This is a genomic window from Actinomadura sp. DC4 (genome assembly GCF_030406325.1).
In the GTDB taxonomy this organism is placed as follows: domain Bacteria; phylum Actinomycetota; class Actinomycetes; order Streptosporangiales; family Streptosporangiaceae; genus Actinoallomurus.
The window spans coordinates 27,086-52,450 of the sequence record NZ_JAUEQY010000021.1; the positions used below are offsets into that span (position 1 = coordinate 27,086).

The 25,365-nt window shown below is 70.1% G+C and carries 23 protein-coding genes and 2 pseudogenes; 8 read left to right on the plus strand and 17 right to left on the minus strand.

The window, feature by feature from the left end:
- The first annotated feature begins 80 nt into the window (after positions 1-80).
- Entirely contained in the window at positions 81-2,018 is a 1,938-nt protein-coding gene (locus QWU11_RS30125; protein ID WP_290117841.1) for a Xaa-Pro dipeptidyl-peptidase, read from the plus strand.
- A gap of 104 nt (positions 2,019-2,122) precedes the next feature.
- Here QWU11_RS30125 and QWU11_RS30130 read toward each other — a convergent pair whose 3' ends face one another.
- Positions 2,123-2,347 (minus strand): hypothetical protein, encoded by a 225-nt coding sequence (locus QWU11_RS30130; protein WP_290117842.1) that lies wholly within the window; start codon positions 2,345-2,347, stop codon positions 2,123-2,125.
- Between the two features lie 127 nt (positions 2,348-2,474).
- On the opposite strand from QWU11_RS30130, the gene QWU11_RS30135 reads away from it, so the two are divergent.
- From QWU11_RS30135 to QWU11_RS30145, 3 genes and pseudogenes are all read left to right on the plus strand, one after another.
- The gene (locus QWU11_RS30135) at positions 2,475-3,707 is read left to right on the plus strand and encodes a helix-turn-helix transcriptional regulator (protein WP_290117843.1); all 1,233 of its coding nucleotides are present in this window, start codon (positions 2,475-2,477) and stop codon (positions 3,705-3,707) included.
- Positions 3,708-3,760: 53 nt separating this feature from the next.
- Positions 3,761-4,243, plus strand: a pseudogene (locus QWU11_RS30140) (ATP-binding protein); the annotation flags it as partial.
- Positions 4,244-4,339: 96 nt separating this feature from the next.
- Positions 4,340-4,513 (plus strand): annotated as a pseudogene (locus tag QWU11_RS30145) (helix-turn-helix domain-containing protein); the annotation flags it as partial.
- A gap of 270 nt (positions 4,514-4,783) precedes the next feature.
- Here QWU11_RS30145 and QWU11_RS30150 read toward each other — a convergent pair.
- Positions 4,784-6,304: an HNH endonuclease signature motif containing protein gene (locus QWU11_RS30150; RefSeq protein ID WP_290117844.1), complete on the minus strand. Its 1,521-nt coding sequence runs from the start codon at positions 6,302-6,304 to the stop codon at positions 4,784-4,786.
- An 83-nt stretch (positions 6,305-6,387) separates the two neighbouring features.
- On the opposite strand from QWU11_RS30150, the gene QWU11_RS30155 reads away from it, so the two are divergent.
- Together QWU11_RS30155 and QWU11_RS30160 are read left to right on the plus strand one after the other, a co-directional pair.
- Positions 6,388-7,320 carry a ribonuclease Z gene (locus tag QWU11_RS30155; RefSeq protein ID WP_290117845.1) on the plus strand — a complete coding sequence of 311 codons (933 nt, stop codon included), beginning with the start codon at positions 6,388-6,390 and terminating at the stop codon, positions 7,318-7,320.
- 172 nt (positions 7,321-7,492) lie between these two features.
- Complete coding sequence (locus tag QWU11_RS30160) at positions 7,493-8,551, plus strand: M48 family metallopeptidase (RefSeq protein ID WP_290117846.1); 1,059 nt, start codon at positions 7,493-7,495, stop codon at positions 8,549-8,551.
- A 1-nt stretch (position 8,552) separates the two neighbouring features.
- Here QWU11_RS30160 and QWU11_RS30165 read toward each other — a convergent pair whose 3' ends face one another.
- Positions 8,553-9,407, minus strand: coding sequence for an NUDIX domain-containing protein (locus tag QWU11_RS30165; RefSeq protein ID WP_290117847.1), 855 nt, complete (start codon positions 9,405-9,407; stop codon positions 8,553-8,555).
- Between the two features lie 132 nt (positions 9,408-9,539).
- On the opposite strand from QWU11_RS30165, the gene QWU11_RS30170 reads away from it, so the two are divergent.
- Positions 9,540-11,519: a glycosyl hydrolase family 18 protein gene (locus QWU11_RS30170; protein ID WP_290117848.1), complete on the plus strand. Its 1,980-nt coding sequence runs from the start codon at positions 9,540-9,542 to the stop codon at positions 11,517-11,519.
- Between the two features lie 34 nt (positions 11,520-11,553).
- Here QWU11_RS30170 and QWU11_RS30175 read toward each other — a convergent pair whose 3' ends face one another.
- The 5 genes from QWU11_RS30175 to QWU11_RS30195 form a co-directional block, all read right to left on the minus strand.
- Positions 11,554-12,693 (minus strand): NlpC/P60 family protein, encoded by a 1,140-nt coding sequence (locus tag QWU11_RS30175; RefSeq protein ID WP_290117849.1) that lies wholly within the window; start codon positions 12,691-12,693, stop codon positions 11,554-11,556.
- A 118-nt stretch (positions 12,694-12,811) separates the two neighbouring features.
- The gene (locus QWU11_RS30180) at positions 12,812-13,363 is read right to left on the minus strand and encodes a hypothetical protein (protein ID WP_290117850.1); all 552 of its coding nucleotides are present in this window, start codon (positions 13,361-13,363) and stop codon (positions 12,812-12,814) included.
- 21 nt (positions 13,364-13,384) lie between these two features.
- The gene (locus tag QWU11_RS30185; RefSeq protein WP_290117851.1) at positions 13,385-13,795 is read right to left on the minus strand and encodes a hypothetical protein; all 411 of its coding nucleotides are present in this window, start codon (positions 13,793-13,795) and stop codon (positions 13,385-13,387) included.
- The gene (locus QWU11_RS30190) at positions 13,792-14,337 is read right to left on the minus strand and encodes a hypothetical protein (RefSeq protein ID WP_290117852.1); all 546 of its coding nucleotides are present in this window, start codon (positions 14,335-14,337) and stop codon (positions 13,792-13,794) included. Before QWU11_RS30190 ends, QWU11_RS30185 begins: the two co-directional genes overlap by 4 nt.
- Positions 14,338-14,347: 10 nt before the next feature.
- Positions 14,348-15,781 carry a hypothetical protein gene (locus QWU11_RS30195; RefSeq protein WP_290117853.1) on the minus strand — a complete coding sequence of 478 codons (1,434 nt, stop codon included), beginning with the start codon at positions 15,779-15,781 and terminating at the stop codon, positions 14,348-14,350.
- 142 nt (positions 15,782-15,923) lie between these two features.
- On the opposite strand from QWU11_RS30195, the gene QWU11_RS30200 reads away from it, so the two are divergent.
- On the plus strand, positions 15,924-16,340 hold the full coding sequence (locus QWU11_RS30200) for a DUF3592 domain-containing protein (RefSeq protein WP_290117854.1): 417 nt from the start codon (positions 15,924-15,926) through the stop codon (positions 16,338-16,340).
- 26 nt (positions 16,341-16,366) lie between these two features.
- On the opposite strand, the gene QWU11_RS30205 is transcribed toward QWU11_RS30200, so the two are convergent.
- The 9 genes from QWU11_RS30205 to QWU11_RS30245 all read right to left on the minus strand — a co-directional run bounded on the left by QWU11_RS30205 (position 16,367) and on the right by QWU11_RS30245 (position 25,365).
- Positions 16,367-17,872 carry an OmpA family protein gene (locus QWU11_RS30205; protein WP_290117855.1) on the minus strand — a complete coding sequence of 502 codons (1,506 nt, stop codon included), beginning with the start codon at positions 17,870-17,872 and terminating at the stop codon, positions 16,367-16,369.
- A 188-nt stretch (positions 17,873-18,060) separates the two neighbouring features.
- On the minus strand, positions 18,061-18,264 hold the full coding sequence (locus QWU11_RS30210) for a hypothetical protein (RefSeq protein ID WP_290117856.1): 204 nt from the start codon (positions 18,262-18,264) through the stop codon (positions 18,061-18,063).
- Positions 18,265-18,438: 174 nt separating this feature from the next.
- Positions 18,439-19,095 (minus strand): response regulator transcription factor, encoded by a 657-nt coding sequence (locus QWU11_RS30215; protein WP_290117857.1) that lies wholly within the window; start codon positions 19,093-19,095, stop codon positions 18,439-18,441.
- Positions 19,096-20,217: a histidine kinase gene (locus QWU11_RS30220; protein WP_290117858.1), complete on the minus strand. Its 1,122-nt coding sequence runs from the start codon at positions 20,215-20,217 to the stop codon at positions 19,096-19,098.
- Between the two features lie 61 nt (positions 20,218-20,278).
- Positions 20,279-21,166 (minus strand): type II secretion system F family protein, encoded by an 888-nt coding sequence (locus QWU11_RS30225; RefSeq protein ID WP_290117859.1) that lies wholly within the window; start codon positions 21,164-21,166, stop codon positions 20,279-20,281.
- 7 nt (positions 21,167-21,173) lie between these two features.
- A complete protein-coding gene (locus QWU11_RS30230) occupies positions 21,174-22,106 on the minus strand; it encodes a type II secretion system F family protein (protein WP_290117860.1) in 933 nt (310 codons plus the stop codon).
- Positions 22,103-23,431, minus strand: a complete 1,329-nt coding sequence (locus QWU11_RS30235; RefSeq protein ID WP_290117861.1) for a CpaF family protein — start codon at positions 23,429-23,431, stop codon at positions 22,103-22,105. The genes QWU11_RS30230 and QWU11_RS30235 overlap by 4 nt, the downstream gene beginning before the upstream one ends.
- A 3-nt stretch (positions 23,432-23,434) precedes the next feature.
- Complete coding sequence (locus tag QWU11_RS30240) at positions 23,435-23,827, minus strand: TadE family protein (protein ID WP_290117862.1); 393 nt, start codon at positions 23,825-23,827, stop codon at positions 23,435-23,437.
- Positions 23,824-25,365, minus strand: coding sequence for an AAA family ATPase (locus QWU11_RS30245; protein ID WP_290117863.1), 1,542 nt, complete (start codon positions 25,363-25,365; stop codon positions 23,824-23,826). The genes QWU11_RS30240 and QWU11_RS30245 overlap by 4 nt, the downstream gene beginning before the upstream one ends.

Consider the following 25,365-nt stretch of genomic DNA (forward strand, 5'->3'; position numbering starts at 1 on the left):
TTGGGCCAGATGTGGCTAGGGATCTTGTGTCGGAGTGTTCCCTTGTGTGAGATTTCGCGCGCAACCCCTGGAGGTATCGCGTGCCGATCTCATCACGGCGGGGCATCCTCGCCTCCGCGATCGCCGTCGCGGCCGCACTCGCGGTCGCGGGGGCGCCTGCCGCCCAAGCGGCTCACAGACCCGCGATCGAGGTGTCCGGTGGGGTGACCCAGCCGGTCTTCTCCTACGCCGACGCGATCCGGGAGTACGTCCGAGTCGAGTCCTCGGTGGACGCGGACAACGACGGCAAGAAGGACCTGATCCGGGTGGACATCATCCGCCCGAAGGAGAGCGGCACGGGGTTCAAGGTCCCCGTGATCATGGATGAGAGCCCGTACTACGACAACCTCGGGCGCGGGAACGAGTCGGAGCGCAAGACCTACGACGCGGCCGGGAACCCGGTGAAGTTCCCGCTCTTCTATGACAACTACTTCGTGCCGCGCGGGTACGCGGTGCTCGACGTCGACATGGACGGCACCACCAAGTCCGACGGCTGCCCCACCTCGGGCGGACGGTCCGACGTGCTCGGCGGCAAGGCCGTCGTGGACTGGCTGAACGGCCGCGCGACCGCGTACGACGCCGCGGGCAAGAAGGTCAAGGCGACGTGGAGCAACGGCCGTACAGGGATGATCGGCAAGTCCTACGACGGCACGCTGGCCAACGGCGTGGCGGCGACCGGCGTCGAGGGCCTCGACACGATCGTGCCGATCTCGGCGATCAGCTCCTGGTACGACTACAGCCGGATGAACGGCACGGTCTGGTGGAAGGGCGAGGAGGACGGGCTGGCCGACACGGTCGACACCGACCCGCCCGCCAAGTGCGCCGCCGTGAACGCCGCTCTCGGCGTCGGCCAGGATGACGTCACCGGGAACTACAACTCCTTCTGGGACTCGCGGAACTACCGTTCCGCGCCGGCGCCGTCGGTGTCGCGCGTGCACGCGTCGGTGTTCGCGGTCCACGGCACGAACGACCTGAACGTGAAGCCGAACCAGTTCTCGTCGTGGTGGGCGGGGCTTTCCGCGCGCGGCGTGCCGCGCAAGGTGTGGCTGTCGCAGTACGGCCACGTGGACCCGTTCGACTTCCGCCGCGACGCGTGGGTCTCCACGCTGCACCAGTGGTTCGACTACTGGCTGTGGCACGTGCCGAACGGCGTGATGAAGCAGCCGCGCGCGTCGATCGAGACGGCGCCGGACGTGTGGTCCTCCCAGTCGGACTGGCCCGCTCCGTCGGCCCGGCCGCTCGCCTTGTCTCCGCAGGCGGACGGGTCGCTGGGCATCGCGCGTTCGTCGGGTTCCGCGTCGTTCACCGACGCTCGGGTCGACGAGGGCACGCTGGTCTCGGACCCGACGGTCCCTCAGCCGTACCGGCTGGCGTACACGACTCCACCGTTGAAGCAGAACGTACGGCTGTCGGGCACGCCGACGGTGTCGCTTCGTCTCAAGTCCGACCGGCCCGCCGCCGACCTGGGCGCCCTGCTGGTCGACTACGGCACGGACACCCGGGTGAATTATGAGGGCTCCGGGTCGGGCGTACGGACGCTGACGACGGAGGACTGCCACGGTTCGAGCACGGCCACGGACGACGCGTGCTACCGGCAGGTGGTGACGGACACGGTGACCTCGGATGTGAACGTGGTGACGCGCGGCTTCCTGGACGCCCAGAACCGTACGTCGCCGAGCCACTCGTCGCCGCTCGTACCGGGCCGTACGTACTCGGTGAAGTGGCAGACGTTGCCGCAGGATTATTCGTTCAAGGCGGGCCACCGGCTGGGCCTGATCCTGTTCGGCGTGGACTCGGACGTGCAGTACGAGGAGGACGCGACAGGCGCCGGAGTGACGGTCGACCTGGCGGGCAGTGCCGTGACGCTGCCGGCCGTGGTCAGCGGCGTGTCGCCGACGGCGAAGCCGTTCTCCGCCGACCAGCCCTGGCGAGGCCCGGCGAACGTGGTCCTGCCCAGGCAGCCGTTGCTGTTCAAGTGATCCGCTGACGTCCAACGGGCCCCGGGACAACGATCCCGGGGCCCGTTCGACGTTGAAGCAAGTGCTTACCCCGGATGGAAGTGTTCCTGCCCTGGGCAAGTCCGCTACACCGCACCGATCACGTCCTCGATCGAGTCCGCAGTGGCGGCTCGACGGACCCAGGACTCCAGCTCTCTGAGGTCACCGCAGCCGGCGATACGCGTGTCCGCCCGATCCGGCAACTCGATCTCCCGCGCGATGAGCACTGCCAGGAGCATCCTCCTCGTGCCGTTGATCTCGCCGTCCGCCTCGCCCTGGCGGTAGCACCGAGCCGTGCGGCCCTGCTCCATGCATCCACGCCGACATGCCCATCAGCTCCGGCACGCCGGGGCTACGGCCGGGCAGGACGCGCCTTGCGGCGAACATCTGCGCCGTACGCTGGTGGTGTCGACACCTCAGAAGATCGGTGCAGGGATAATGCCTGGATCTCGCGCAGATTCGTCCGGCCCGGAGCTGACAACCGGACAGCGGATCAAATCGCTGCGGAAACGCCGCGGCATGACCCGTGAGGTCCTCGGCGCCCTTGTCGGTAAATCCGGAAGCTGGGTGAAAGCAGTCGAGACCGGTCGGCTACAGCAGCCGAAGTTACCGATGCTTCTGCGCGTGGCCGAAGCTCTGCGTGTCAAGGACCTCGCCGAGCTGACCGGCGATCAGTCCTTGCCGGTTCACCTGTTCGCCGGCCCAGGCCATCCGGCACTCCCCGCCGTACGGGACGCGGTCAATGATCTCGTCCTGCCCGACGGGCCGCCGCCGCCCCTGGATCACCTGCGGGCACGGATCAGCGCGGCGTGGAGAGCACGTCACGCGGCCCCGGACCACCGCACCGTCCTCGGCGGCCTGCTGCCGGGGCTGATCCGCGACGCTCAGAAGGCCGTCCGCGTCTACCAGGGCGACGACCAGCGCAGCGCCCAGGCGATGCTGACGAGCGTCTACAACCTCGCCCAGTTCTTTCTCGCCTACCAGCCTGCCGCCGACCTGCTGTGGCGCGTCGCCGAACGCGCGATGACCGCCGCACTGGAGGCCGACGACCCCCAGGCGGTCGGAGGAGCGGTGTGGCTGTTGGCCCAGGCACACCGCGACGCGGGCGACTTCGACGCCGCCGAGGTCGTCAATCGCCAGGGCCTCGACCTCCTCAGGCCTCACATGCACGAGGCCGGCACCGGCCTGCGCGCGATGTGGGGAGCGCTGCTCTTCGAGGCCGCGTACACCGCCGCACGCGCCGGGGAGAGCGGCACCGCCTGGCGGCTGTGGGACCGCGCGAACGACGTCGCGGAGCGCCTGCCTCACGACTACTACGACCCGATGACGTCGTTCAGCGGTGTCATCATGGGCGCGCACGCCGTCACCACGGCCGTTGAGCTCCGGCAGGGAGCCGAGAGCGAGCGCCAGGCCCGGCGGACCGCGTCGCTCGCCATCCCCTCGCAGCCACGACGCGGTCGCCATCTCATCGAGGTGGCCCGAGCGCATCATCTGAACAACGAGGTCCAGGCGACGCTCGGCACGTTGGACGCCGCGTACACCGCCGCGCCCGAGACGATTCGCTACAACGGGTACGCCCGCGGCATCCTCACCGAGCTCACCGGAAAAGGTCCGGCGCAGCAGCGCCGCCGAGCGCAAGACCTCGCCGACAGAGCCGGTCTCATGGTGTGAGCAAGCGGGCACAAACTGTGCCCGTTCCGATCCGGCGGCGGCCTTACGGTCCCATGCACACATCCATACATGGGAGGAACGTCAAGGTGCATGCAGCCGCCGATGGACAGACGCGCGACAGTTGCCAGGCTCCCGGTACCGGGCCGTTCACCGCCGCCTCGGCCCAGGGCGTGCCCGGTCCACGGTGGCTGTCGCTGCGAGCCACGCCCGAGTCCGTACGCCAGGCCCGGGGATTCGCTCTGGACGTGCTCGAAGAAGTGGCGGAGGCGGATCCGGATCATGTCGATGACGTGGTCCTGGTGGTCTCCGAACTCACCACCAACGCCATCCGCGAGGTCGCTCGCATAGGCGGAGAGTCAGTCCGGCTGGGGGTCACGGCAGGTCCTCGGTGGACCCACCTGTACGCGGTCGACAGTGCCCCCACCCTGCCCGAACACGCCGATCTCGGGCTGCTGGCGGGCTCCGGACGCGGCGTTCCCATCATCAACGCCCTCGCCGCGATGACCTGGATCGACCAAGGCGAACACGGCAAGACGATCCACGTCGTGCTGACCCGCACCGGCGTGACGCTGACATCCCAGGAGCGTCAGAGCCTCAACTCCCAAGTCACCTCCGGCGAGAACGGCCTCGTGGTGTCCTCCCGGCCCGAGCACGACGACGCACTGCTACGGCCCCGTGAGGTCGCCGAGATGTTCGGCGTCCGTACGACCACGATCGCCCGCTGGGCACGTGAAGGGAGACTCGCTCCCATGCTCACCCCCGGCGGTCATCGTCGCTACCGCGTCGCCGACATCCGCACCCTGCTCGCCACCGCCGAAACCGGGGTGGACCCGGTCATGGTCGCCGACGCCGTACGCCTCTACGAACAAGGCTTGACCGTCCGCCAGGTCGCCGCCCGATTCGAACGCGGCTACGGCACCATGCGCCGCCTCCTGCAGGGCCACACCACCCTCCGCCACCGAGGTGGCCGGGAACCGGTCCTCGACCAATCGCGGTCAACGACGCCGCAGCACACCCCGTGATCTGCGGCATACCCCGTGATCTGGAGAGTGGCTACGAGCCATTCGCCGGCAACGCTATTCGCGGTCGGCGGGGGCGGTTATTCGCCAGTGCCCGGTGGGGCCGGTCCACAGGAGTACGCCGGGCCATAACTGCTGGAGTCGCCAGCCGGGTGTTTGTTTCAGTGAATGGTGGTGGCGGCACAGCATCGCGATGTTGCACGGACAGGTCGGGCCGTCTCGGTGATAGGGAATCGTGTGGTCGGCGTCGCAGTGCCGAACCGGCCGCCGGCAACCTGGGAACCCACACCGCCGGTCGCGTTTCTCGATCAGGCGGCGCATCCCGGCGGGCACACGATAACCCCGGTGGCCATGCGCCAGGCCATCCGCAAGGTCTGCCGCCAGGCCACGCGCCCGGTATGGTGCCGGGTCTGCCGCCTGGCCTGGCACCGAGCTGAGCGCGAGGTCTGCCGCCGGGTCTGGCGCCTGGCCTGGCACCGGGCCGTGCGCGAGGTCTGCCGCCAGGTCTGGCGCCGGGCCTAGCACCGAGCCCGCCGCTGGGTCTGGCGCCGGGGCCGGTACGCACCAGCGGGTCTTCAGCCCGGTGAGGGACCCCGCGATGCACTCGCCCGCCTGCGTGATGAGTCGGGCGAGCCGCTGATGCCGTTCCGGCACCGCATGCTCAGAGAGAGCGCCGAGTTGCGTACGGGCCGCGCGGGCGATGGCGTCGGCGACCGCGTCATCCACCCCCGTCCAGCCCTCCTCACCACCAGAAGGTGTCACGGCGGCCGGGCGGCGGGTGCCGTCCGAGGAGGGTTCGCCCGTATGCAGCGTGCCGGACAGCAGGCCGAGGAACACATCGGCGCGCAACTGCCCGATAGCGCGCCGATCACCATCACTCCTGAGCCCGGCGGCGATCGCGTTCACCCGATTGCGAGCCGCGGTGGCGGCATCGGCGGGCAGATCCAGGCCGGTCAGGTGCGCGGTGCCATCATCGGTGGCCACCAGCTGCACATCACGCCGAAGCTCCGCGTGTTCGCGCCGCCGCGCCAGCGCACCGGGATCCAAACGCCTGACAAGCCGGCGGACCTTCGCACGGATCTCGCCGGTGGTCTGCCCCGCCACCCGCGCCAGCACCCGCGCCTCGATCTCCGCCGCGACCTCATCACCGACCTGCGCCAAGCCCTGCCACAGAGCACGAGCCCTGGCATAGTCCAAATCCCCGACCGCCAAAGCGGTGAAGGTGGCGGGCAGACGGCCGGTCAGCCCGGCGGCGAACCGGATCAGCTCATCGGCCGAGGTCGCGGTCAAGGTCAACGCCGCGGCGACCTCGTCATTGACGTACTCGCCCGCGGAGATCACCCCGGCACCGGAGACCTGTTCCTCGGCGTCCCGGCGGCGCGCCAGCTCCGCCACCGCCGCCAGCTCCACCGCCTGCAACCGCGAGACCGCCCGCCGCGCCTCCACCATCATCTCGATAAGGCCGCCATCACTCGCATCAACCCCGACAAACCCATCGAGAGGAATCAGAGAATCGACGGACGAACCATTCACGACGAATCCCTCCCCCCGGAAAAACCACCCCAACTCTTCGAACATACTAGCTAATGCAATCGCCATTCGACATAGACATAACGGGCATCAAAATAATCGCCTGTCGTTCGGCAGGCATAATTGGGGACATGTCGACGTGGGAGCTCGTCGTGCTCGGAACGGCCAGCGCGGTACCGACCAAGGCACGGAACCACAACGGCTACCTACTGCGGTGGGACGGGCGCGGCGTCCTGTTCGACCCCGGAGAGGGCACGCAGCGGCAGATGGCCCACGCCGGGCTGAGCGCGCACGACATCGACTGGATCTGCCTCACCCACTTCCACGGCGACCACTGCCTCGGCGTGCCCGGCATCGTGCAGCGAATCGCGCGGGACGAGGTCGGGCATCCCGTCACGGCGGTCTTTCCCGCGAGCGGCATCACCTACTGGCAAAGGCTGCGGCACGCGGCGGTGTTCGGGGACACCGAGGTCATCACCGAGCGGCCGATCGACGGCGACGCGGTCACGGTCGAGACCGTGCCCTTCCGGCTGACCGCGCGTCGGCTCTCCCACCGCGTCGAGGCCTACGGCTACCGAATCGAAGAGCCCGACGGGCTGACGATGTTGCCCGAGCGACTCGCCGCGTACGGCATCGGCGGCCCGCTCGTCGGCACGCTCCAGCGCGATGGACAGGTCAAAGCCCCCGACGGGCGTACGGTCACGCTGGCCGAGTGCAGCGTACGGCGGAAGGGGCAGAAGGCCGCCTTCGTCATGGACACCCGCCTCTGCGACGCGATCGCCCCGCTCGCCGAAGGCGTCGAGCTGCTCGTCATCGAGTCGACGTTCCTGGAGGCGGACGCGCGGCTGGCCGAGGAGTACGGTCACCTCACCGCCGCTCAGGCCGGGCGCATCGCGGCCGAGGCGGGCGTACGGCGCCTGGTGCTCACCCACTTCTCCGAGCGGTACCCCGCCGAGGACGAGAGACGGTTCACCGACGAGGCGGCGAGGGCGTACGACGGCGACATCGTCCTCGCGCACGACCTCGACCGCGTTCCACTGCCGTCACGGCGAAGACGAATCTAAGATCATCCGCTATGAGCGCCGAAAGACTTCAGAATTGCCCGGATTGCACGGGCGGCCTCGAAGCCGTCGACGGGTACCCCTCTGGTGTCCCGACTGCGAGTGGGGACTCGGCGACACCGAGGCACGGCGCGGCGGGTTCCTCCAGACCAGGCTCGACCGGCGATCGGCGCGCATGGTCGACGCCCTCTACGAGGAGGTCTCCGGATCAGAGGTCACCCGCCCCGGCTGGGACCTGGCCCGGGTGACCTCCTACGCCCTCGCCCTGCTCATGCACGCCGGCACTCTGGCACTCGTCGTCGCCGCCGGGCTCCTGCTGTGGACGGACGTGAACGTCGTCACGGTCATCGCCGCGGCGGTCCTCCTGACCACGGCCTTCCTCGTCGCGCCCCGCTTCGGGCGGCTTCGCGGGCAGGTCCGGCTTCGTACGGACGCCCCGGCGCTGTTCAGGCTGATCGACCGGATCGGGGCGGAGATCGGCGCCCGGCCGGTCCACGCCGTCGTGGTCACCGGCGCCTTCAACGCCGCGTACGGCACGGTCGGACTCCGGCGTCGGCGCGTCCTGGAGCTGGGCCTGCCCCTGTGGGACACGCTCACCGAGCAGCAGCGCGTCGCGGTCCTCGGTCACGAACTCGCCCACGGTGTGAACGGCGACTCCCGCCACGGGCTGGTCGCCGGCACCTCGCTGTCGACGCTCGCCCGGCTCCACCACGCCCTCCGGCCGGGCGGCCGGGACCGCCGGATGAACTATCTCGTCGACCTGTCGGCCCGGCTCCTCCAGGCGGTGGCCGGCTCGGTGGTCTCCCTGGTCTACCGGATCCAGCGGGCGACCACCCTGCGGGCCGGGCAGCGAGCCGAATACCTCGCGGCCCGGGTCGCCTCGCCGGTCGCCGCCGTGGACGCGCTGGACGCCGTGGTCACCACCGCGGACTCCCACGCCACGGCCGTACGTCGCCACGCGCTCACCCAGCGGAAGACCGACTTCTGGGCGGACCGACGGCAGGCCCTGACCGATCTCCCCGAACACGAGCGGGAGCGCCGGCGGCTGCGGGTGGACGAGAGCCACCCGCCCACACACCTGCGGATCGCCGTCCTGCGGAGCCGTCCCGACGCCGAGGCGCGAGTCCGGCTGGAGGCCGGCGAGTCAGGCAGGATCCAGGCCGAGCTCACGCCCGACTACGCACGCGTCGCCGGAGAGCTGCGCGAGTGCGCCCGCGCCGCGCTCTACCGCTGACTCACGCGGGGCGGGCCTGCCTGAGCGTGTCGAGGAGCCAGCGGGGGCCGATGACCGTCGCGCCGGCGGCCTCGCAGCGGGCGCGTAGCTCGCGGTCGGCGGTGACGACGAGGCGGCGTTCGTCCACGGCCTGAGAGGCGGCCAGTTCGACGATCGTGTCGTCGCCGCTGCCCGGGGCCGCGACGACCTCCACGCCGTCCGCCGAGGACACGCCGCGCGCGGCGCCCTCGGTGACCATGACGATCGACGGATAGCAGACGTCGGCGATCGCGTCCGGCAACCCCGTAAAGCCGGAAACGGCGGCGATCTCGTCACGCAGGCGCTCGGCCGCGCCGTGGCGGTCGCGCCACCAGCCGTCCGCGCGTGAGCCCATGGCGTTCGCCGTGTCGACCACGAGCACCACGCGGTACAGCGACTCCCGAAGGCGCTTCCACGACTCGGCGAACGGCGGGAACAGCTTCTTGCGGTCGACCTCACGAGCCGAAACCCAGGCGACCGCGGCGCTCTCGAACGACTGCGGCCGTACGCCGACCCGCGAAGGCACCGAGCCGATCACCGTCTCGTACGACCAGCCGCCGTGGTCCTCGGCCGAGCGCCAGTGGACGCGGACCGTGGACGGGTCGAGCGTGCTCTCCTCCGACGCCTCGCGCAGCGCCCCCTCGATGGGGCCCTCGTGGCTGTGCCGCGCGCCGCCGAGCACGCCCCACGTGCCACCGCCGATCGACAGGCGTGAACGTTTCTGCAGCAGGACGTACGGCTCGGAGTCCATGCAATAGAGCAGGACGCCCGCCGCGCCGTACCGGCCCCAGTGCCGATGTCCCGCGTCGCAGTCCGCCCAGCCGTCACCGTCACCCATGACAAGGGAGCCTAGCCAACCGGGCATTGACGCCGGGCACGCCGGAGGTTACCGTCCAAACTTACAGGAAAGTTTCCTTTTTGTAAGTGCGGCGCCGCGCTCCTCCTTCCCGCCAGACCGAGGAGCACCACCTTGAGACGACCGATCCTCCGACTCGCCGTCGCGTTCGCCGCGGCGGCCTCCCTCACGCTGCCACAGCTCACCGCCCACGCGGCCGGCGCTCCCACCGCCACGTTCAACAAGGACTCCGGCTGGGGCACCGGCTACCAGGGCAAGTACACGATCACCAACGGCGGCTCGACCACGATGACCAGTTGGAAGGTCGAGGTCGACGTGCCCGCGGGCGGGTCCATCGGCTCCGCCTGGGACACCGCGATGACGCACAGCGGCCAGCACTACACCTTCACCAACCAGTCCTACAACGGCACGATCGCACCAGGTGCCTCGACGAGCTTCGGATTCAACGGCGCCCCCGAGTCGGCCACGCCTGCCAACTGCACACTCAACGGTCAGCCCTGCGCGGGCGGAGGCGGCGGGGGCACCGACACCACCCCGCCGTCCGTACCCGGCGGCCTCCACGTCACCGGCACCACGTCCTCCTCGATCACGCTCGCCTGGACCGCCTCCACCGACAACGTGGGCGTCACCGGCTACCGCGTGTACGAGGGCGGCACGGCCGTCGCGGACGTGGCCGGGACCAGCGCCACCGTCGGCGGGCTGGCCGCGAGCAGCAGCCACACCTACACGGTCGCCGCCCGCGACGCGGCGGGCAACGAGTCGGCCAAGAGCGCCGCCGCCACCGGTACGACCCAGGCCGGCGGAGGAGGCGGCGGGACGTACCAGAAGGTCGGCTACTACCCGCAGTGGGGCATCTATGGCCGCAACTTCTGGATGAAGGACCTGGACACGAACGGCGCGGCCGGCAAGCTGACCGTGCTCAACTACTCCTTCGAGAACATCGACCCGAACAACCTGACCTGCTTCGAGACGACGAAGGCGACCACGACGAACCCGTCGGACCCGGACCAGGGCACCGGCGCCGGTGACCAGTACGCCGACTACGGCGCCTCGGTGGGCGCCGACCACAGCGTCGACGGCGTCGCCGACACCTGGGATCAAAAGCTCAAGGGTAACTTCAACCAGATCAAGAAGCTGAAGGCCAAGCACCCGAACCTCAAGGTGCTCGTCTCCCTCGGCGGCTGGACGTATTCGAAGTTCTTCTCCGACGTGGCCAAGACGGACGCGTCGCGCAAGAAGTTCGTCGGCTCCTGCATCGACATGTTCATCAGGGGAAACCTCCCGGTCTCTTCTGACGGTACGGGCGGCGCGGGCACCGGTGCGGGCGTCTTCGACGGCTTCGACATCGACTGGGAGTGGCCCGGCAGCCCCGACGGCCACCCGGGCAACCACTACGCGGCGGCGGACAAGGCCAACCTGACCGCGCTGCTCGCGGAGTTCCGTACCGAGCTGGACGCCCTGGGCCCGGGCCACCTGCTCACCGCGTTCACCCCGGCCGACCAGGCCAAGATCAGCGCCGGCTGGGACTTCTCCAAGATCTTCAGCTCCCTCGACTACGCCAACGTCCAGGGCTATGACTTCCACGGCTCCGGCAGCGACAACTCGTGGGAGCCGAACCGTACGGGCGACCAGGCCAACCTCTACACCGACCCGAACGACCCGTACCCCACCAAGTTCAGCGTCGACTCCACCGTCAAGCTCTACACCGGCGCCGGGGTGAACCCGAAGAAGGTGCTCGTCGGCATCCCGTTCTACGGCCGCGGCTGGCAGCAGGTCGCCGACGGCGGCAAGAGCGGCGAGTGGCAGACGGCGAACGGCGCGGCGCCGGGCGACTTCCCCGAGGAGGCCGGTACGCGCGGCTACAAGAACCTCGCCGCCAACGTGCCGGGCTGCACCGTCCACCACAACGAGCAGACCGTCGCGACGTACTGCTACACGGGCGCGAACGGCCAGTGGTGGACCTTCGACGACCCGTGGTCCATCGGCAAGAAGACCGACTACATCAAGGCGAACGGCCTGGGCGGCGCGATGATCTGGGAGATGTCCGGTGACACCGGCACCCTGATGTCCGCCCTGGACGGCGGCCTGAGGTAAGGGCGAGAGGGGCGGCCGTCCCGGCCGCCCCTCGCTACGCCTGACGGCCCGCCGCCGGACGGGTGAACCCCACAGGGGGATAACCGGGGCCATAGTGCGCGAACTTCACCACATCGCCGGTATGCGGCGCCTCAATGAAGATCTTCTTCTCGGGGTCGACGACGATGCCGACGTGGCCGGGACCGCTCATGCCCGGGTGGTAGTCGAAGAACACGAGGTCGCCGGGCTGTTCCTGGCCGGGCACGACCCGCGGGCCGTGCCAGTACTGCGTGTCGGCCGTCCTCGGCAGCGGGATCCCGGCGTGCAGGTACGCCTGCTGGGCCAGGCTCGAGCAGTCACAGTTCGTCGGCGCGGGGTACATCTTCGGCGCGGTGCACGAGCCGCCGTAGACATAGGGCGTGCCGAGCTGCGCGTACGCGTAGGCGAGAACCTTCTTGATCAGGTCCGGTGTGTTGGGCGGCAGGTTCGAGATCGGCCCGTCATAGCCCGGGGAGTAGATCCCTCCGCTGTACGGCGTCGGGTCCTCCTTGTCGACGAGCCGGACGTGCACCAGCCGGCTCACCCTGCCGCGGTCGCCTCCGGGCCATACCTGGACGCCGTCGCAGCGGAGCCGCATGAGTGCCGGGGACCCCGCCGGATCGCCGGTCCCGGGCAGGAAGTCGTAGGCGCACAGGGGCAGGTCGAGCCGCGCGATCGCGGTGGCCCGGCCCCGGGCGCCCTTGCCCTTCACCTTCGTCCCGGTACGGCCGGTGCACTCAGGCGCCTTCGGGTCGTCGCTCTTCTCGACGAACTGGCATTCCCTCGTGGCGACGTCCGCCTTGGCGGTGTGACCGAGCAAGCCGGTCAGGTGCACCTTCGCGGTGAGCTCGCCGTCGTTGAGGCCGGCGTACTTCCTGGCCTCCCGCGTCGGTGTGTCCTCGGTGCCCCCGAGGATCCAGTAGCCGACCCCGCCCGGGTCGATGCCGCTGAGCATGAAGTCGACGGCCTGCCTGCGCAACGGCGTCTCCGCGCTGAGCGCGGCCGAGTCGGCCGCGGTCTGAGCCTTCGTCCGCAGGTCATTGGCGTGGGCGAGCCGGTTCACGATGAACGTGGCGGCGACGAGCACCAGCGCCATGCCGATGACGAGAATCGTCGTGGCGGCCCCCCGGTCATCGCCACGGCTGCTCGGTTGCATGAACGCGACCTCATATCCGTACGAGTGCGACTGCCGTCCTCAGAGAACGACCGTAGGGAGATCAGCGGGCGGGTGACAGGGTCCGGGGACCCAATTGGGGGCCCGGTAAGCGCTTCGCTCAGCGCACCGACAGCGAGCGGGCGATCGCGGCGACGAGCGAGGCGTCGTAACGCTCGCGTGCGAACCCGATGCGTACGTCGATGACGGTTCCGTCCTTGAGCTGCGCGAACCAGTCCACGGTGCGGAGCCGTCTCGGCGCGGCGCCGTACTCCTCGCGCACCTGGTAACCCGTGTGGCCGTTCGTCTCGATGCGCTCCTGACCGATGAGCTCGAAGCCGCGCTGCGACCGGCTGACGCGCATGAAGTCCGACACCACGCTGTCGAGCAGCCCGGTACCGCCCCAGTGCGTCAAGATGTCGAACGTGCCGGCCGGCTCGCCCGCCGCGGCCGTGGTCACCTCGAACAACGATCCCGGGACGACGCGCCGGTCCGCGGCCGGCCTCGACCACGCCTTCGGATATCCGACCGTGAATCCCTTTCCGGTGTACCTCCGGAGCCCGGAGGCCAACGGGGGCTCGTCCGTGAGCCCGAGGCAGCCGGACGCCATGAGGACGGCCGGCGCGAGCGCGGCGGCAGCGAGCGCGCGGCGCCCCCCTGTGATCCTGCGCATGAGACGGCCGATCGGTCCCGGTCAGCCCGGGTAGGGATACGCCAGCGCCTCCTCGCGCCGGGCGAACAGGCCGATGACCAGCAGGCCGGCCGCGATCCCGAGCACGCCGTCGCCGAGGTAGAGCAGCGCGGGGAGCGCCGAGGTGGCGCCGGCCACGCCGATCAGCGTGCCCGTGAGGACCGCCAGACCGGGTACGGGCAGCGTGGCCAGAAGGCTCCGTCGCGCCGGCGACGACCGCCCGCGCAGCGCGCCCGCGGCCACGACCATGACCGCGCTGGTGACGAACCACGGAAGATGGATGCGGAGCGCCTGGTCGGTCATTGGCATCGACGCGCCGGCCACGACGCGGGGCGTCAGCCGGATCATCACCGCGATCCCGGCGAGAAGCACGAGAAGGGCGCCGCCCCAGGCACGCAGCAGACCCGGCATCATCCGTTCACCTCGATCGAACCGACGATGTGGTCGACCGTCCTCTTGTCCAGACCTCCGCGCCGCCAGATCACCCGTACGGCGTGGATCTGCGCGTCCGGCGCGAGGATGGCGACGTCGACGGCCTGGCACGGCCCCTTCTTCACATCGGTGAAGGTGTAGTCGACGCGGGTGGCCGCCTTCGCGCCCTTGACGTCGACCGGCCCGGTGTGGGTCCGGTGGTAGCCGGTGGTGTTCATCTGAGGCCCGGCCTCGACCGTGTCGACCAGGATGTCCTTGCTTCCCTTGCTGGCCCCGGCGAGGAGGTTCTCCAGGACGTCCACCTCGGCGCCCTGGTCCGGCGACGACGCCGTCGCGGTCATGGTCTTCGACGGCGCGGAACCGGCCGTCCAGTTCGCCGGGCGGGCGACCGAGACGTTCGTGCCCTTCGCCCTGGCGAAGCCCGGCGGCGTGCCGCCCGTCGGGTCTGCCGACGAGCACGAGGAGCACGCCGCCGCGAGCAGCGTTCCGGCGAGGAAAGCCTGGCACAGTTCGATCCGGCGCATGATGCCTCCTTCAGCTCGCACCGGCGCATTCCGGCCACTGGACGAAATTGCGCTGACCGTTCTGGGGCCCCTCGAGATATTCGGAGGCCACCAAGTGCGTCCTGTCGTGCTCGTACCCGGCATCGATCCCGAAGGTGAAACCCTCGCCGGCCTCCAGGCCGATCCCGTACTCGTCGACGTCGCCCGCATAGGTGTTGCGGGTGACCACACCCTGCTCGTAGATCAGTTTGTCGAAGGGGCTCGCCCCCGGCCCGGGATCCCGGGTGGAGTAGCCTCCGCTCGGATCGAACGCGTTCCGCACCGTCTGCAGGGGCATCAGGAAGGCGTTGTCGAGAATCCACTGGTCGCCGATGGCCCGAGTGGAATCGTCGAAGCCGACCGTCGTGGTCGTGGTGGTCACCTTCTTTTCCGAGTTCTTTTCCGAGCCCTTCTTCTTACCCGGCACCTTGTAGCCCTCGCTGCCGGACTCCTCGTGCGTCGTGACCCAGGTGATGCTCACCAGCTTGCCGTCCTTGTCGCGGGTCACCTTCGTCTGACCGACATAGGACACGGAGCCGGACGGGCCGTACCCGAGCGCCTTCCCGCCTCCCTTCACGCTCCCCTGGACGGTGAAGACGACCGATGTACGGGGATAGGACGGGTCCGACGGATTGGTGGGATTGTGATCATCCTTGATGATCGAAACCCCGTCTCCGATCTTGCCTTCCACCTCGACGCCGGTCCCGATGTCCGTGACGGACTTCTCGCCGTTCTCACCCGTCTGGAACTTGCCGAACTTGGCCCCGAAGCTGGCGAGGCCCTCGACGTTCACGTCCCACTGCCGGCTGTCCGGATCACGTGTGCTCGGCTTCCATCCGGTGATCTTGTCAACGCCCCACACGAGCGGGCTCAGACGCTCGGCCTCGCGCCGTCCCCAGTCCAGCTTCATCTTGCCGACGAAGTCGTCGGCGTCCTTCGCATTCGCGAACGACCAGGTGTCGCCGTACTTGAGCCCGACCGCGCCTTCGACGTTGCCACCCGCGTGCAGGCCGTAGTCCTTTCCCCCGACGTTGAACTTCAGGCCCTCCTTGCCCACCACACCGAGCCGGTAGTCGACCGGAACGACCATGACCTTCACGCGGCCGTCCGCGGTCGTGATGCGCAGCAGCTGGAAGTTCTCCCCGACCTTGACACTGAAGACGGTGACGGACCCGCCGATCTTGCTGGAGTCCTGTCCGGTCACGCAGGCGGCCGTCGGGGGTTTGTAGGTGAACGGCTTACGCTCACAATCTCCGGTGCCGCCGCTGACCGCGTTGAAGATCTTGCAGAGGGCGACCTTCGCCTCGTCTCCCACCGGATTGGGGATGACCAGGGTGGCCGCGGCGACGATCAATGCCACGATCAGCAGCAGCGCCACGTACTCGATCGTCGAGGCGCCGCGGTCCGTCCTCCGCCGCTCACACATGACAGGCGACGCTACGAAAACACGAGCCGGGCTCCCAGGGCCCCGGGACCCATTGTCGGGCCCATGTTCACCGGGCCTGGGACCGGTGCTTGCAAATGCGGGCCACCGGTGGTGAATATGAAGGCCGGCGGAGGTGATCAGGATGGTGCTGCCCTTAATCCTCTTGGGCGCTCTCGGCGCGCTCTCCCTCTTCGGCGGGGCGCGAACCCTGCGGGAGGCCCGCGGTTTCCGTTCCCGGGCCCGGCGCACATCCGGAATAATCCTTGGAATCCACACGGACCGGCACAATGATCAGCAGACGACCTATCCGGTCCTTCGCTTTCACACGATCGAGGGCGCCGAAGTCGAGACGACCTCCAACGTCAACGAGGGACCGTTCTACCTGACGCGAATGCGCGGGCGTCAGGTGCCGGTGTTGTACGACCCGGCCGATCCGCGAAAGGCGTGCATCGACGGCCGCTCGGGACGGGGTCAGGTACGCAGCGGATACGGCATCATCGGGCTGGGGGTCGTCTTCCTGCTGGCCGCGACCGGTTATGTCGTGTTCACGTTCTTGTGATCCGGCGCACCGGCGGACACGGCGGCCTATCCGACGGTGACGTTCCCGGCGGGAAGGGTCAGCGTGTCCCAGGAGAACTGGACGTCGACCGCGCGCACGCTCGCCGGCACCTTGTAGACGTCGACGAAGGTCGCGCCGGCGCCCGGCGCGACGGCCTGGGTGCCGTGCAGGTCCTGCCGCAGTGAACTGCACACGCACGCGCCCGCGCCGTCGCGTGAGGGCCAGTAACGCGTCCTGCCGGCCCGGTCGAGCAAGCTGACCCCGGAGGTGTTGATGCCGTCGGTGTACTCCAGGGAGGCCCACTTGTCGAGCCGCGACTGGATGGGCTGTTCGGCGCCGCCGACGCCCGTGGCGGTCCAGACGAGCGTCACCAGGCCGCTCGGATCGCGGTGCAGTTCGTTGATGTCGAAGCGGATGTTGCCGGCCTCCTCCTCGACGTCGATGCCGGTGTGGACGCGCGGTCGCAGTGTCGCGAGGACGGGGAGTCTCGCGCCGGGTGTCCAGGGCGCCGGCGGGCCGGCGGTCGCCGCGGGCGGCCGGGCCTGCGGCACGGGCTTGGCGAAGGTGATGGTGACGCGCCGGTTCCGCTTGCGGCCGGCCTCGTCGTCGTTCTTGGCGATGGGGTGCTGTGAGCCGTGCCCGGCCGACCGGTAGGTGATCCCCCTACGGGTGACCATGGCGGTGAACGCGGTCTGGACGGCCTGGGCCCGCCGTTCCGACAGCGGCTGGTTGACCGCGTCGTCACCGCTGTCGTCGGTGTAGCCGTCGATCCTGACCAGGTCGCCCTTTGACGCGTCGATCTGGCGGGCGACATTCCCCAGCACCGCCCGGGCCTTGGACGTCAGGTCGGCCTTGTCGTAGGCGAACAGCACGTCGGCCGACAGGCGTACGGTCCGGTTGTCGCCGTCCTCGTCGACGGCCTCGTCCGCGGACTCACTCGAGTCGATGAGCGGGCGGATCGTCGGCCGCCCTAACGCCGCCTTGGCGGGGTCGAGGCTCTGGTCCGGCGCCGGTGGCGCCTGTCCCTTCCTGATCTCCGCGTCCGCGAACGGGAGGGCCCGGGGCACCCACACGGTGACGCGGTTCGTCTGGGGAGGCGGCGCCGGGAACACCGCGTAGACGTCCAGGGCCTGGCCGGCGGCCAGGTCGCCGGTGCTGTCGCTGCACAGGCAGACGCCGGTGCCGGTCGTGAGCGGGTAGTAGGCCTTGTCGGCCGCGCCGTCCAGCAGGGCGATACCGCCGGCTCCGCGCTCCTCCGCGCCCTTCTTCGGAGCCGAATCACTCAGCACCCCGGCCATCCCGATCGACTCCCGGCCGTCGTTGACGACCCGCAGCCGTGCCGTGACGGTGTTGTTCGCGGTGCGTCTCAGCGCGATCAGGTCGACGTGCGCCGGCCCCTCGTCCAGCGCCATGGGCTCGGCCGCGATCGCCTTCTCGTTCGCGGCCTTCCCGCCGCCTGCCGTAGTGCTCTTTCCGCCGTCCGGCTTCTTGCCGCCGCTGCAACCGGCCAGCGCCAGCACAGACGCCAGCATGGCCGCGCAGAGGCGCGTGAGAGGTGTGTCGGCCGAGAACCGCACCCTGCCGGGGACGGGTCCTTCTGCATGCGTCTGCATCATTGCCTTTCGTCACTGGCCCACCGGCGGACAGCGGACAGAAAAGCGCGATGGTGGAGACAGCCGGACTCGGCTCTCTCCACCATCGCGCCGGTGGTCTCTTGCCTTTACTTCCCGAAGATCTTGTTGAGGGCGTCTCCCGCCTTGTTCTTGACGCGCTCGTCGATTTTCGCCGCGTGGATGGCGGCGACGATCAGGGCGACAACGAACAGCAGCGCGACGTACTCGATGATGCTGGCACCGCGGTCCTCGCCGGCGTAACGCCTGCGCACGCTCTCGGCCTTGCCCTGGACGAAGGTGGCGAGTGTCACATAAAGCGGAATCATGCGGTTCATTTCCTTGGCCTTCCGTCCCCGTTTTCCGTACCGCCTTTTCAATAAGGAAGGTACGGATCGGCCGACGTCGTTCCCAGGGCCCGGTGACCCACTTTCCACCAGGGCGGGGGCCCATCCCCGGCTGGGCCCTGAGTCCCAGGAGGCTCCCGGTCACTGCCAATCCTCCTGCCGTGTTCCCGAGCCGAGCCACAGCGCGATCGCGGCCGCGCGAGTGGTCACTCCGAGCTTGGCGTAGATGTGATTGACGTGATTCTTGATCGTCTTTTCGGCGAGGAAAAGGCGTGCGGCGATGGTGCCGTTCGAACACCCCCGCGCGACGAGTTCCATGACCTCCGTCTCCCGGGCCGAGAGGCCGAAGCGGGCGCCCGACGGCTGTGGCGGCGCGGTCGCCTGGTCCCGTACCGCGCCGACGAGCACGGCCGCCGCGGCCGGGGAGAGCGGGTTGGCTCCGCGCGCGACCTCGTGCACGGCCTCGAGCAGTTCTTCGGGGGTGAAGGTGCCGTGCACCAGATAGCCGGCGGCGCCGTTCCCGATGGCGGCGCGGATGGTCTCCGGCGTGTCCGTGTAGGTCAGCATGAGCACCCGTGTCGTCCTCGCGATCTCCCGCGCCGCCGTCACACCGTCCATCAACGGCATCCGCACGTCAAGCAGCACGAGGTGGGGGCGCAGCCGTTCGGCGAGTACGACGGCCCTCTCCCCGTCGCGCGCCTCTCCGACCACCTCGACTCCCCCGGCCTCCAGCAACGAGACCAGGCCGGAGCGTACGACCGCGTTGTCGTCGGCGACCACCACCCGGAGGGTCTCCACTCACGCCACCCCCGCCGCGGTGAGGTCGTCCGGTGCCACCCGGCCGGCCGGCAGCCGGACGGTCACCGTGGTGCCCTCTCCGGGCCTGGAGACCACCGAGACCACTCCGCCGGCGCGCTCGCCACGCTCCTTGAGGCCGAGGAGCCCGTAGTGCCCTTCTCTCGCCAGGTCCTCCAGGCTCTTCAGCCGGAAGCCCCGGCCGTCGTCGCTGATGGTGAGCACGATCGCGTCGCGCTCGCCGCCGAGCCGGACCAGGACCGACATCGCCTCCGCGTGCCGGGCCACGTTCGCCAGTGCCTCCGAGCAGATGGCCACCACCTCGTAGCACTCACGCGGCGGGAGGGCGACCGCGGGATCGATGTCACAGCGAAGGCCGACGCCGTGTTCCTCGCGCCAGCGGTTCGCGACCGCGCGGACGGCCAGCGGCAGGGGCAGCGTGGCGCTGTCGTCCCGCAGCCCGGTGATGAGGTCGCGCATCTCGCGTGAGGCGATCTCGACGCCCGCCGCGATCCGGCACGCCTCGGCGGCGGCCCGGTCGGGGTCGCGCCTGGTCCACATCGGAAGCGCCCCTGCGGCCAGGGCGATGCCGCGCAGCGTCTTGGCGAGCGAGTCGTGCATCTCGCGGGCCAGCCGCGCGCGCTCCTCGGCGGTGGCCGCCGCCGCCTGCGCCTCGGCCTGGTCGTCGATGAGCTTGCGGAGCGCCGTGCCGGCGAAGCCGATCAGCGGATAGAAGAGGGGCTGGCCGATGACCGCCTGGAACGTCATGTCCGCCGCCGGCATCGAGACCGCGGCGAGCGTCAGGTAGTACCAGAGCACCTGCACCACCGAGATGGCCACCATGCCCGGCCAGCGGAAGAGCAGCCCGGCGACGGCGGCGGTGATCACCGTGGACAGGAAGTACGGCCCGGTGACCCCGCCGACCTCCAGCACCGTGAACGAGGCGGCGACGTCCACCGCGACCAGGACCGGGTGCGCCAGCAGGTCCGACACGATCCGCTGCCAGTACCGCGCGGCGATCCAGGAGAGCGCGGCGAGGCAGACCAGCAGCACGAGCGACGCGACCTCATGTGTGGGCAGGAGCGCCAGCAACGCCACCGCTGCCGTGAGGGTTCGCAGTTGCATGAGCATCCGGAACGCCGCCCCGACGCGGGCGGGCACGGCCGGTGCCGCCCGGCCGCGGTGTTCAGCCGAAGAAACCACCGAGATCAGCCCCCGAGGAGTAGAACATTCCGCCCACGACGATCGCCATGATCGACGGAAGGGTGAGAGCCGCCGAGACGGCCGTGATGCGGGGCGTGGTGCGCTGCGCCTTGCGTTTGGCCCACTGAGCCGACTCCCGTCGCATGTCGACGCCGATGTCGATGAGCGCCGTCGACAGCGGGGCACCGAGCTCCTCCGCCTGCAGGATGGCGGTGACGAACTGGCTGAGCGCCTCCGCGCTGTTGCGCCGGCGTAGATCCTCGAACGCCTCACGGCGCGGTGTGCCGAGCTCCATCTGCCGCAGCGCGACGGTGAACTCGTCCGCGAGGGAGCCGGGCATGCTCTCGGCGACCCGGGCCAGCGCGTGCCGGAAGCCGAGTCCGGCCGACACCGTCACCGCGAGGACGTCGAGGAAGTCCGGGAGGGTGCGCTGGATCGCGTCCTGGCGCTGCCGCATGCGCACCGCGAGCAGCAGTTCGTTCTGACCCGCGCCACAGACCACGACGAGTCCGAGGAAGCGCTGGCCGCCGAGGATGAACAGGACGCCCGGTACGAGGAACATGACGAGCAGGCCGGCGGTCTGCCGGGCATAGGACTCGACCGTCATGTTGCCCGGCCGGCCCGCCGCGTCGATCCGCCGCCGGATCTTCAGCCGCCACGGTCCTAGCAGTTCCAGCATCGGCCGGGTGAACGGCCGGCCGGCCACGTCGGCGACCCGGTTCAAGATCGTGCCCTCGGGCCGCCGCCTGCTCTTCTTCGCGGCCGGCAGGAGGTCCGGCGCGATGCGCTCCCCCGAGCGCATCAACGCGAACCCCTGGACCGCCAGGACGACGCAGAGAGCCGCGCCCCCGGCCATCAACAGCACCGCCATGACAACCTCACACGTCCACTCGGGTGATGCGCCGGATGATGATCAGACTGACGGTGAAGAGCGCGGCGCCGACCCCGAGAATGATCTGGCCGGGGAGGTGTTCGCTCATGGTGCGCAGCACGCCCGGCGAGACGAGGTTCACCAGGAACAGGATCCCGACGCCCATCGCGCCGATCGCCCAGTTGGTCACGACCGCCTCGCCCATGATCGTCTTGACCTCGCGCCGGATCTCCTTCCGGTCCTCCAGCGTGCCGGCGATGCTGCGCAGCGCGGTGACCAGCGAACCACCGGAGCGCGAGGACACGATCAGCGTGCTGACCAGCACGGCCAGCTCACGCGACGGCAGCCGGTCGCCGAGGTCGCGCAGCGCCTGGTCCATGGGCTGGCCCAGCCGCAGGGCGTCGGCCGTACGCCCCAGCTCCGCGCCGGCCGGATCGTCGAGCTCATCGGCCGCCATCTCGATCGCCGTACGCAGCACCAGGCCCGCCGAGGAGGCGTTCGACAGCACGCGGGCCAGCTCCGGCAGCTGGCCGATGAACTCCTCCCGCCGCCGGGTCTCCTGGCGGCGCAGGTACGCGAAGAACAGGAAAACGGTGCCCACGCCCGCCGCGACGCCGAACACCGGGGCCAGGTACGTACCGATGAGGTACAGCGCGACGACGAAACCCATCGCCATCAGCAGCAGGAAGGTGGAGACACGGGTGCGCATGCCGGCCGCGGTGAGACGCCGGCCGACGAGGCGGCCGAAGTCGGTGCGGCGCAGCCAGGTGTCGAGCCGGCCGAGGAGGCTGTCGGCACGCCGTTCGACCTCGTCGAGCGACGTCCGCCCGCGGAGCCTGCGCCGCTGCTGCCAGCCCATCGCCATGTCGAGCACCCCCCACGCCGCGGCGACGAGGGTCACGGCCAGGACCACCAGGATGGCCGGATAGGGCAGTGTCATGTGATCTCCCGCAGCAGTGACTCGTCGTCGCCCACGCCGAACGCCGGAGGGATGCTCTCGCCCGCCTCGAAGAGCCGGGCGGCGAGGACTCTCGGGACCGGGTGATGGTGGTAGGCGCCGCGCAGCACGCGGTCCGGTCCGATCGGCTCGGGGACGAACCGCATCACGCTCTGGAGCCGGAAGGTCTCCCGGCGGCGCGACGCCACCGCGGCGATCTCCCAGACCCGCCGCGACCCGTCGGAGCCGCGACCGAGGTGGACCACGACGTCGACCGCGCTGTTGATCTGGTCTCGTACGGTCTCGAAGGGCAGCCGTACGTCGCTCATGCTGGCCATCGTCTGCAGGCGGTAGATCGCGTCATCGGCCGAGTTGGAGTGCACGGTCACCATCGAGCCTTCGTGCCCGGTGTTCATGGCCTGGAGCATGTCCAGCGTCTCCGGGCCGCGGACCTCTCCGACGATGATGCGGTCGGGCCGCATGCGCAGGGAGTTGCGGACCAGGTCGCGGACGGTCACCTGGCCCTTGCCCTCGATGTTCGGCGGACGGCTCTCCAGCCGGATGATGTGCTCCTGCGCGAGCTGGAGCTCGGCGGAGTCCTCGATCGTCACGATGCGCTCGCCGTTCGGCACGAACGCGGACAGGGCGTTGAGCATCGTCGTCTTGCCGGTGCCGGTGCCGCCGGAGACCACGATGTTCATCCGTGCCCGGATGAACGAGGCCAGCAGGACCGCGCTGTGCGGGTCCATGCTGCCGGCCTCCACGAGCTCCTCGATCGTGTACGCGCGGGGGAACCGCCGGATGGTCAGCACGGGCCCGACCAGCGAGAGCGGCGGGATGATGACGTTGACGCGCTCTCCGGTCGGCAGCCGCGCGTCCACCATCGGGCTGGACTCGTCCACGCGGCGGTTCACCTGGGCGACGATGCGGTCGATCGTCTGGAGGAGCTGATCCTCGTTGGCGAACGTCGTCTCGATGCGCTGCAGCCGCCCGGCCCGCTCCACGTAGACGTCGTCCGGCCCGTTGACCATGATCTCGGTGACCGACGGATCGGCGAGCAGCGGTTCGAGCACACCGAGCCCGAGAGCCTCGTCCACCACCCGGCGGACCAGCGCGCCGCGCTCGCTCGCCGACAGGACCGGTCCCTCGCGGCTGACGATGTGCCCGGCGACCTTCTCCAGCCGGGCGCGCCGCTGGGCGAGGTCGAGGTCGGCCAGCTCGTCGAGGTTGATCTCTTCGAGGAGCCGCTGACGCCACAGCGCCACGCCCCCGGCGCTCGCCTTCTCCCCGGCGGACCGGCTGTCCTCGATGCGGTCTTTCAACGCCATCGCTCACCCCACCGGCATGTGGACCGTACGGTCGATCGTGAAGTCGAGCGGTGCCCCCGGCCAGAGCACCGGGATGTCGGCCCGGACGTGGCAGTAGACACCGTCGTCCCGCCAGCCGCCGACGACCTTCCTGCGGTTGATCCAGCCCGGCATCACCCCGAGTGCCGAACCGCGACAGGCGCCGGCGTCCTGGCGCTGGCTCGCGACACGAGCGCCGGTACGAGCGGCGTTCTCCACGCGCTCGACCGTCATGCCCGACATCAGACCCTCGAAGGCGAACAGGATGACGGCCAGGGCGACGGGGAAGACCGCGATGTACTCGGTGATGGCCGCCCCGCGGTCGCGGTGACCCTCGCACCCGGGCCCGCGGCGGAGGCGGCGCCCGCTCGCGTTCACCGGGCGCCCTCCTCGTAGACGATCCGGGACCTGGTACTGACGCCCCACGAGGTGTGCCAGCCGGGCAGCATCGCCGGGGTGTCGATGGTGACCTTCACGTACCCCTGGTCCACGGCGACGTGGAAGTGGTCCTTGTCTCCCCAGGGCCCGGACACTCGCGCGACCGCCCGGCGATCGACCTCCGCGCGCGCCTGGGGCGTGTCGTAACCGAGGACTGCCACCGCGCGCGCGGCCTCGTTGGCCGCGTGACTCGAGTACATCGAGGTGAGGCCGATGAGAATGAACTGCCAGACCAGCAGCAGGAGCAGGCCGAGGAACGGCAGGAGCGCGGTGAACTCGGTGAGGGCCACGCCACGGTCGCCGCGCATGCGCCGGCCTTCTCCGTCGCCTGCGAAGAGACCGATCTCGCGGGCCACGCCGCCGATCGCCCTGCGGTAGTCGCCTCCCTCGACCGCCTTCGGCGAGCCGGTGTTGGCCGCCTCCTCCAGCGCGCGGTACGACGCCGGAACGGTCGTTCTCAGCATCGGCAGGCCGAGCACCTTGCGCGCGAAGTCCGGCTGCACCTCGTTGCGCCGGTCGGTCCGTACGAGCACGACCGACAGTTCCTCGTCCTTGCGGACCTGCAGCCGTCCCCACATCCTGGTCAGCCGCTGCACCGCGCGCAGGCACGGCAGGTCGGGCGTGGCGGTCACCAGGACGGTGTCGGCCAGCTCGATCGCCACGGCACTCGCCTCGGTCATGTACGCGCCGCAGTCGGCGATCACGTAGTCGTACCGGCCGCGCAGGCCGCCGAGGATCTGCCGGGTGGCGCGCGCGGGCACGTCCTCTGCCTGCTCGCCCTCGGCCGGCGCCATGAGGACGTGCGGGCCATCGCGGTGCACGTAGATCGCCTCGGCCAGAGTGGTGCCGTCCAGGTCGGCCGCCGCGGCGACCAGGTCGGCGATGCTGCGCCGGGGGGTGATGTCGAGGTAGCTGGGGATGTCGCCCTTCTGCAGGTCCATGTCGACGATGCAGACCCGCTTGCCCGCGGCCACCACCGCCAGCGCTAGCTGGACCGTGAGCGTGGTGGTGCCCGTGCCGCCCTTGGCTCCGCACAGCGCCACGACCGTCCCCGCCCGTGCCGCCACCGTGCCGGCGTGGGCCGGGTCCAGGTGGCGCCGCATCGTACGGGACCACTCCGACGCCGATCCGATGCGGCTCTGCAGCTCGGCCTGGGTCGGCCGGCTCGACACGACACCGCGCGCGCCCGCCTCCATGGCCGCGCTGTAGGTCTCCGCGCTGGCGTCCTCGGCGATGAGGACCACGGCCAGCTGGGGATGGCGCATCGCGAGCTCGCGGATGAGGTCCATCGCGGGCAGGCCGTCGATCTCCTGGTGGACCAGCACGACGTCGAGGGCCGGGTCCTGGCCCGCGGCGCCGACCACGTCGGCGGAGGTCCCCTCGACGGCGACGATCGCGATGTCGGCCAGCTCGGCGATCTGGGCGCGCAGTGAGGCGGCGAGACCGCCGTCGGCGCCGAGCAGGACGCGTACGCTCAT

Excerpts from the sequence above, each read along its gene's own strand:
- QWU11_RS30130 (WP_290117842.1), bottom strand. The coding sequence starts at position 2,347 with ATGGAGCAGGGCCGCACGGCTCGGTGCTACCGCCAGGGCGAGGCGGAC.
- QWU11_RS30135 (WP_290117843.1), top strand. The coding sequence starts at position 2,475 with ATGCCTGGATCTCGCGCAGATTCGTCCGGCCCGGAGCTGACAACCGGA.
- QWU11_RS30150 (WP_290117844.1), bottom strand. The coding sequence starts at position 6,304 with ATGTTCGAAGAGTTGGGGTGGTTTTTCCGGGGGGAGGGATTCGTCGTG.
- QWU11_RS30155 (WP_290117845.1), top strand. The coding sequence starts at position 6,388 with ATGTCGACGTGGGAGCTCGTCGTGCTCGGAACGGCCAGCGCGGTACCG.
- QWU11_RS30160 (WP_290117846.1), top strand. The coding sequence starts at position 7,493 with ATGGTCGACGCCCTCTACGAGGAGGTCTCCGGATCAGAGGTCACCCGC.
- QWU11_RS30165 (WP_290117847.1), bottom strand. The coding sequence starts at position 9,407 with ATGGGTGACGGTGACGGCTGGGCGGACTGCGACGCGGGACATCGGCAC.
- QWU11_RS30175 (WP_290117849.1), bottom strand. The coding sequence starts at position 12,693 with ATGCAACCGAGCAGCCGTGGCGATGACCGGGGGGCCGCCACGACGATT.
- QWU11_RS30180 (WP_290117850.1), bottom strand. The coding sequence starts at position 13,363 with ATGCGCAGGATCACAGGGGGGCGCCGCGCGCTCGCTGCCGCCGCGCTC.
- QWU11_RS30185 (WP_290117851.1), bottom strand. The coding sequence starts at position 13,795 with ATGATGCCGGGTCTGCTGCGTGCCTGGGGCGGCGCCCTTCTCGTGCTT.
- QWU11_RS30190 (WP_290117852.1), bottom strand. The coding sequence starts at position 14,337 with ATGCGCCGGATCGAACTGTGCCAGGCTTTCCTCGCCGGAACGCTGCTC.
- QWU11_RS30195 (WP_290117853.1), bottom strand. The coding sequence starts at position 15,781 with ATGTGTGAGCGGCGGAGGACGGACCGCGGCGCCTCGACGATCGAGTAC.
- QWU11_RS30200 (WP_290117854.1), top strand. The coding sequence starts at position 15,924 with ATGGTGCTGCCCTTAATCCTCTTGGGCGCTCTCGGCGCGCTCTCCCTC.
- QWU11_RS30205 (WP_290117855.1), bottom strand. The coding sequence starts at position 17,872 with ATGCTGGCGTCTGTGCTGGCGCTGGCCGGTTGCAGCGGCGGCAAGAAG.
- QWU11_RS30220 (WP_290117858.1), bottom strand. The coding sequence starts at position 20,217 with ATGCAACTGCGAACCCTCACGGCAGCGGTGGCGTTGCTGGCGCTCCTG.
- QWU11_RS30225 (WP_290117859.1), bottom strand. The coding sequence starts at position 21,166 with ATGGCGGTGCTGTTGATGGCCGGGGGCGCGGCTCTCTGCGTCGTCCTG.
- QWU11_RS30230 (WP_290117860.1), bottom strand. The coding sequence starts at position 22,106 with ATGACACTGCCCTATCCGGCCATCCTGGTGGTCCTGGCCGTGACCCTC.
- QWU11_RS30235 (WP_290117861.1), bottom strand. The coding sequence starts at position 23,431 with ATGGCGTTGAAAGACCGCATCGAGGACAGCCGGTCCGCCGGGGAGAAG.
- QWU11_RS30245 (WP_290117863.1), bottom strand. The coding sequence starts at position 25,365 with ATGAGCGTACGCGTCCTGCTCGGCGCCGACGGCGGTCTCGCCGCCTCA.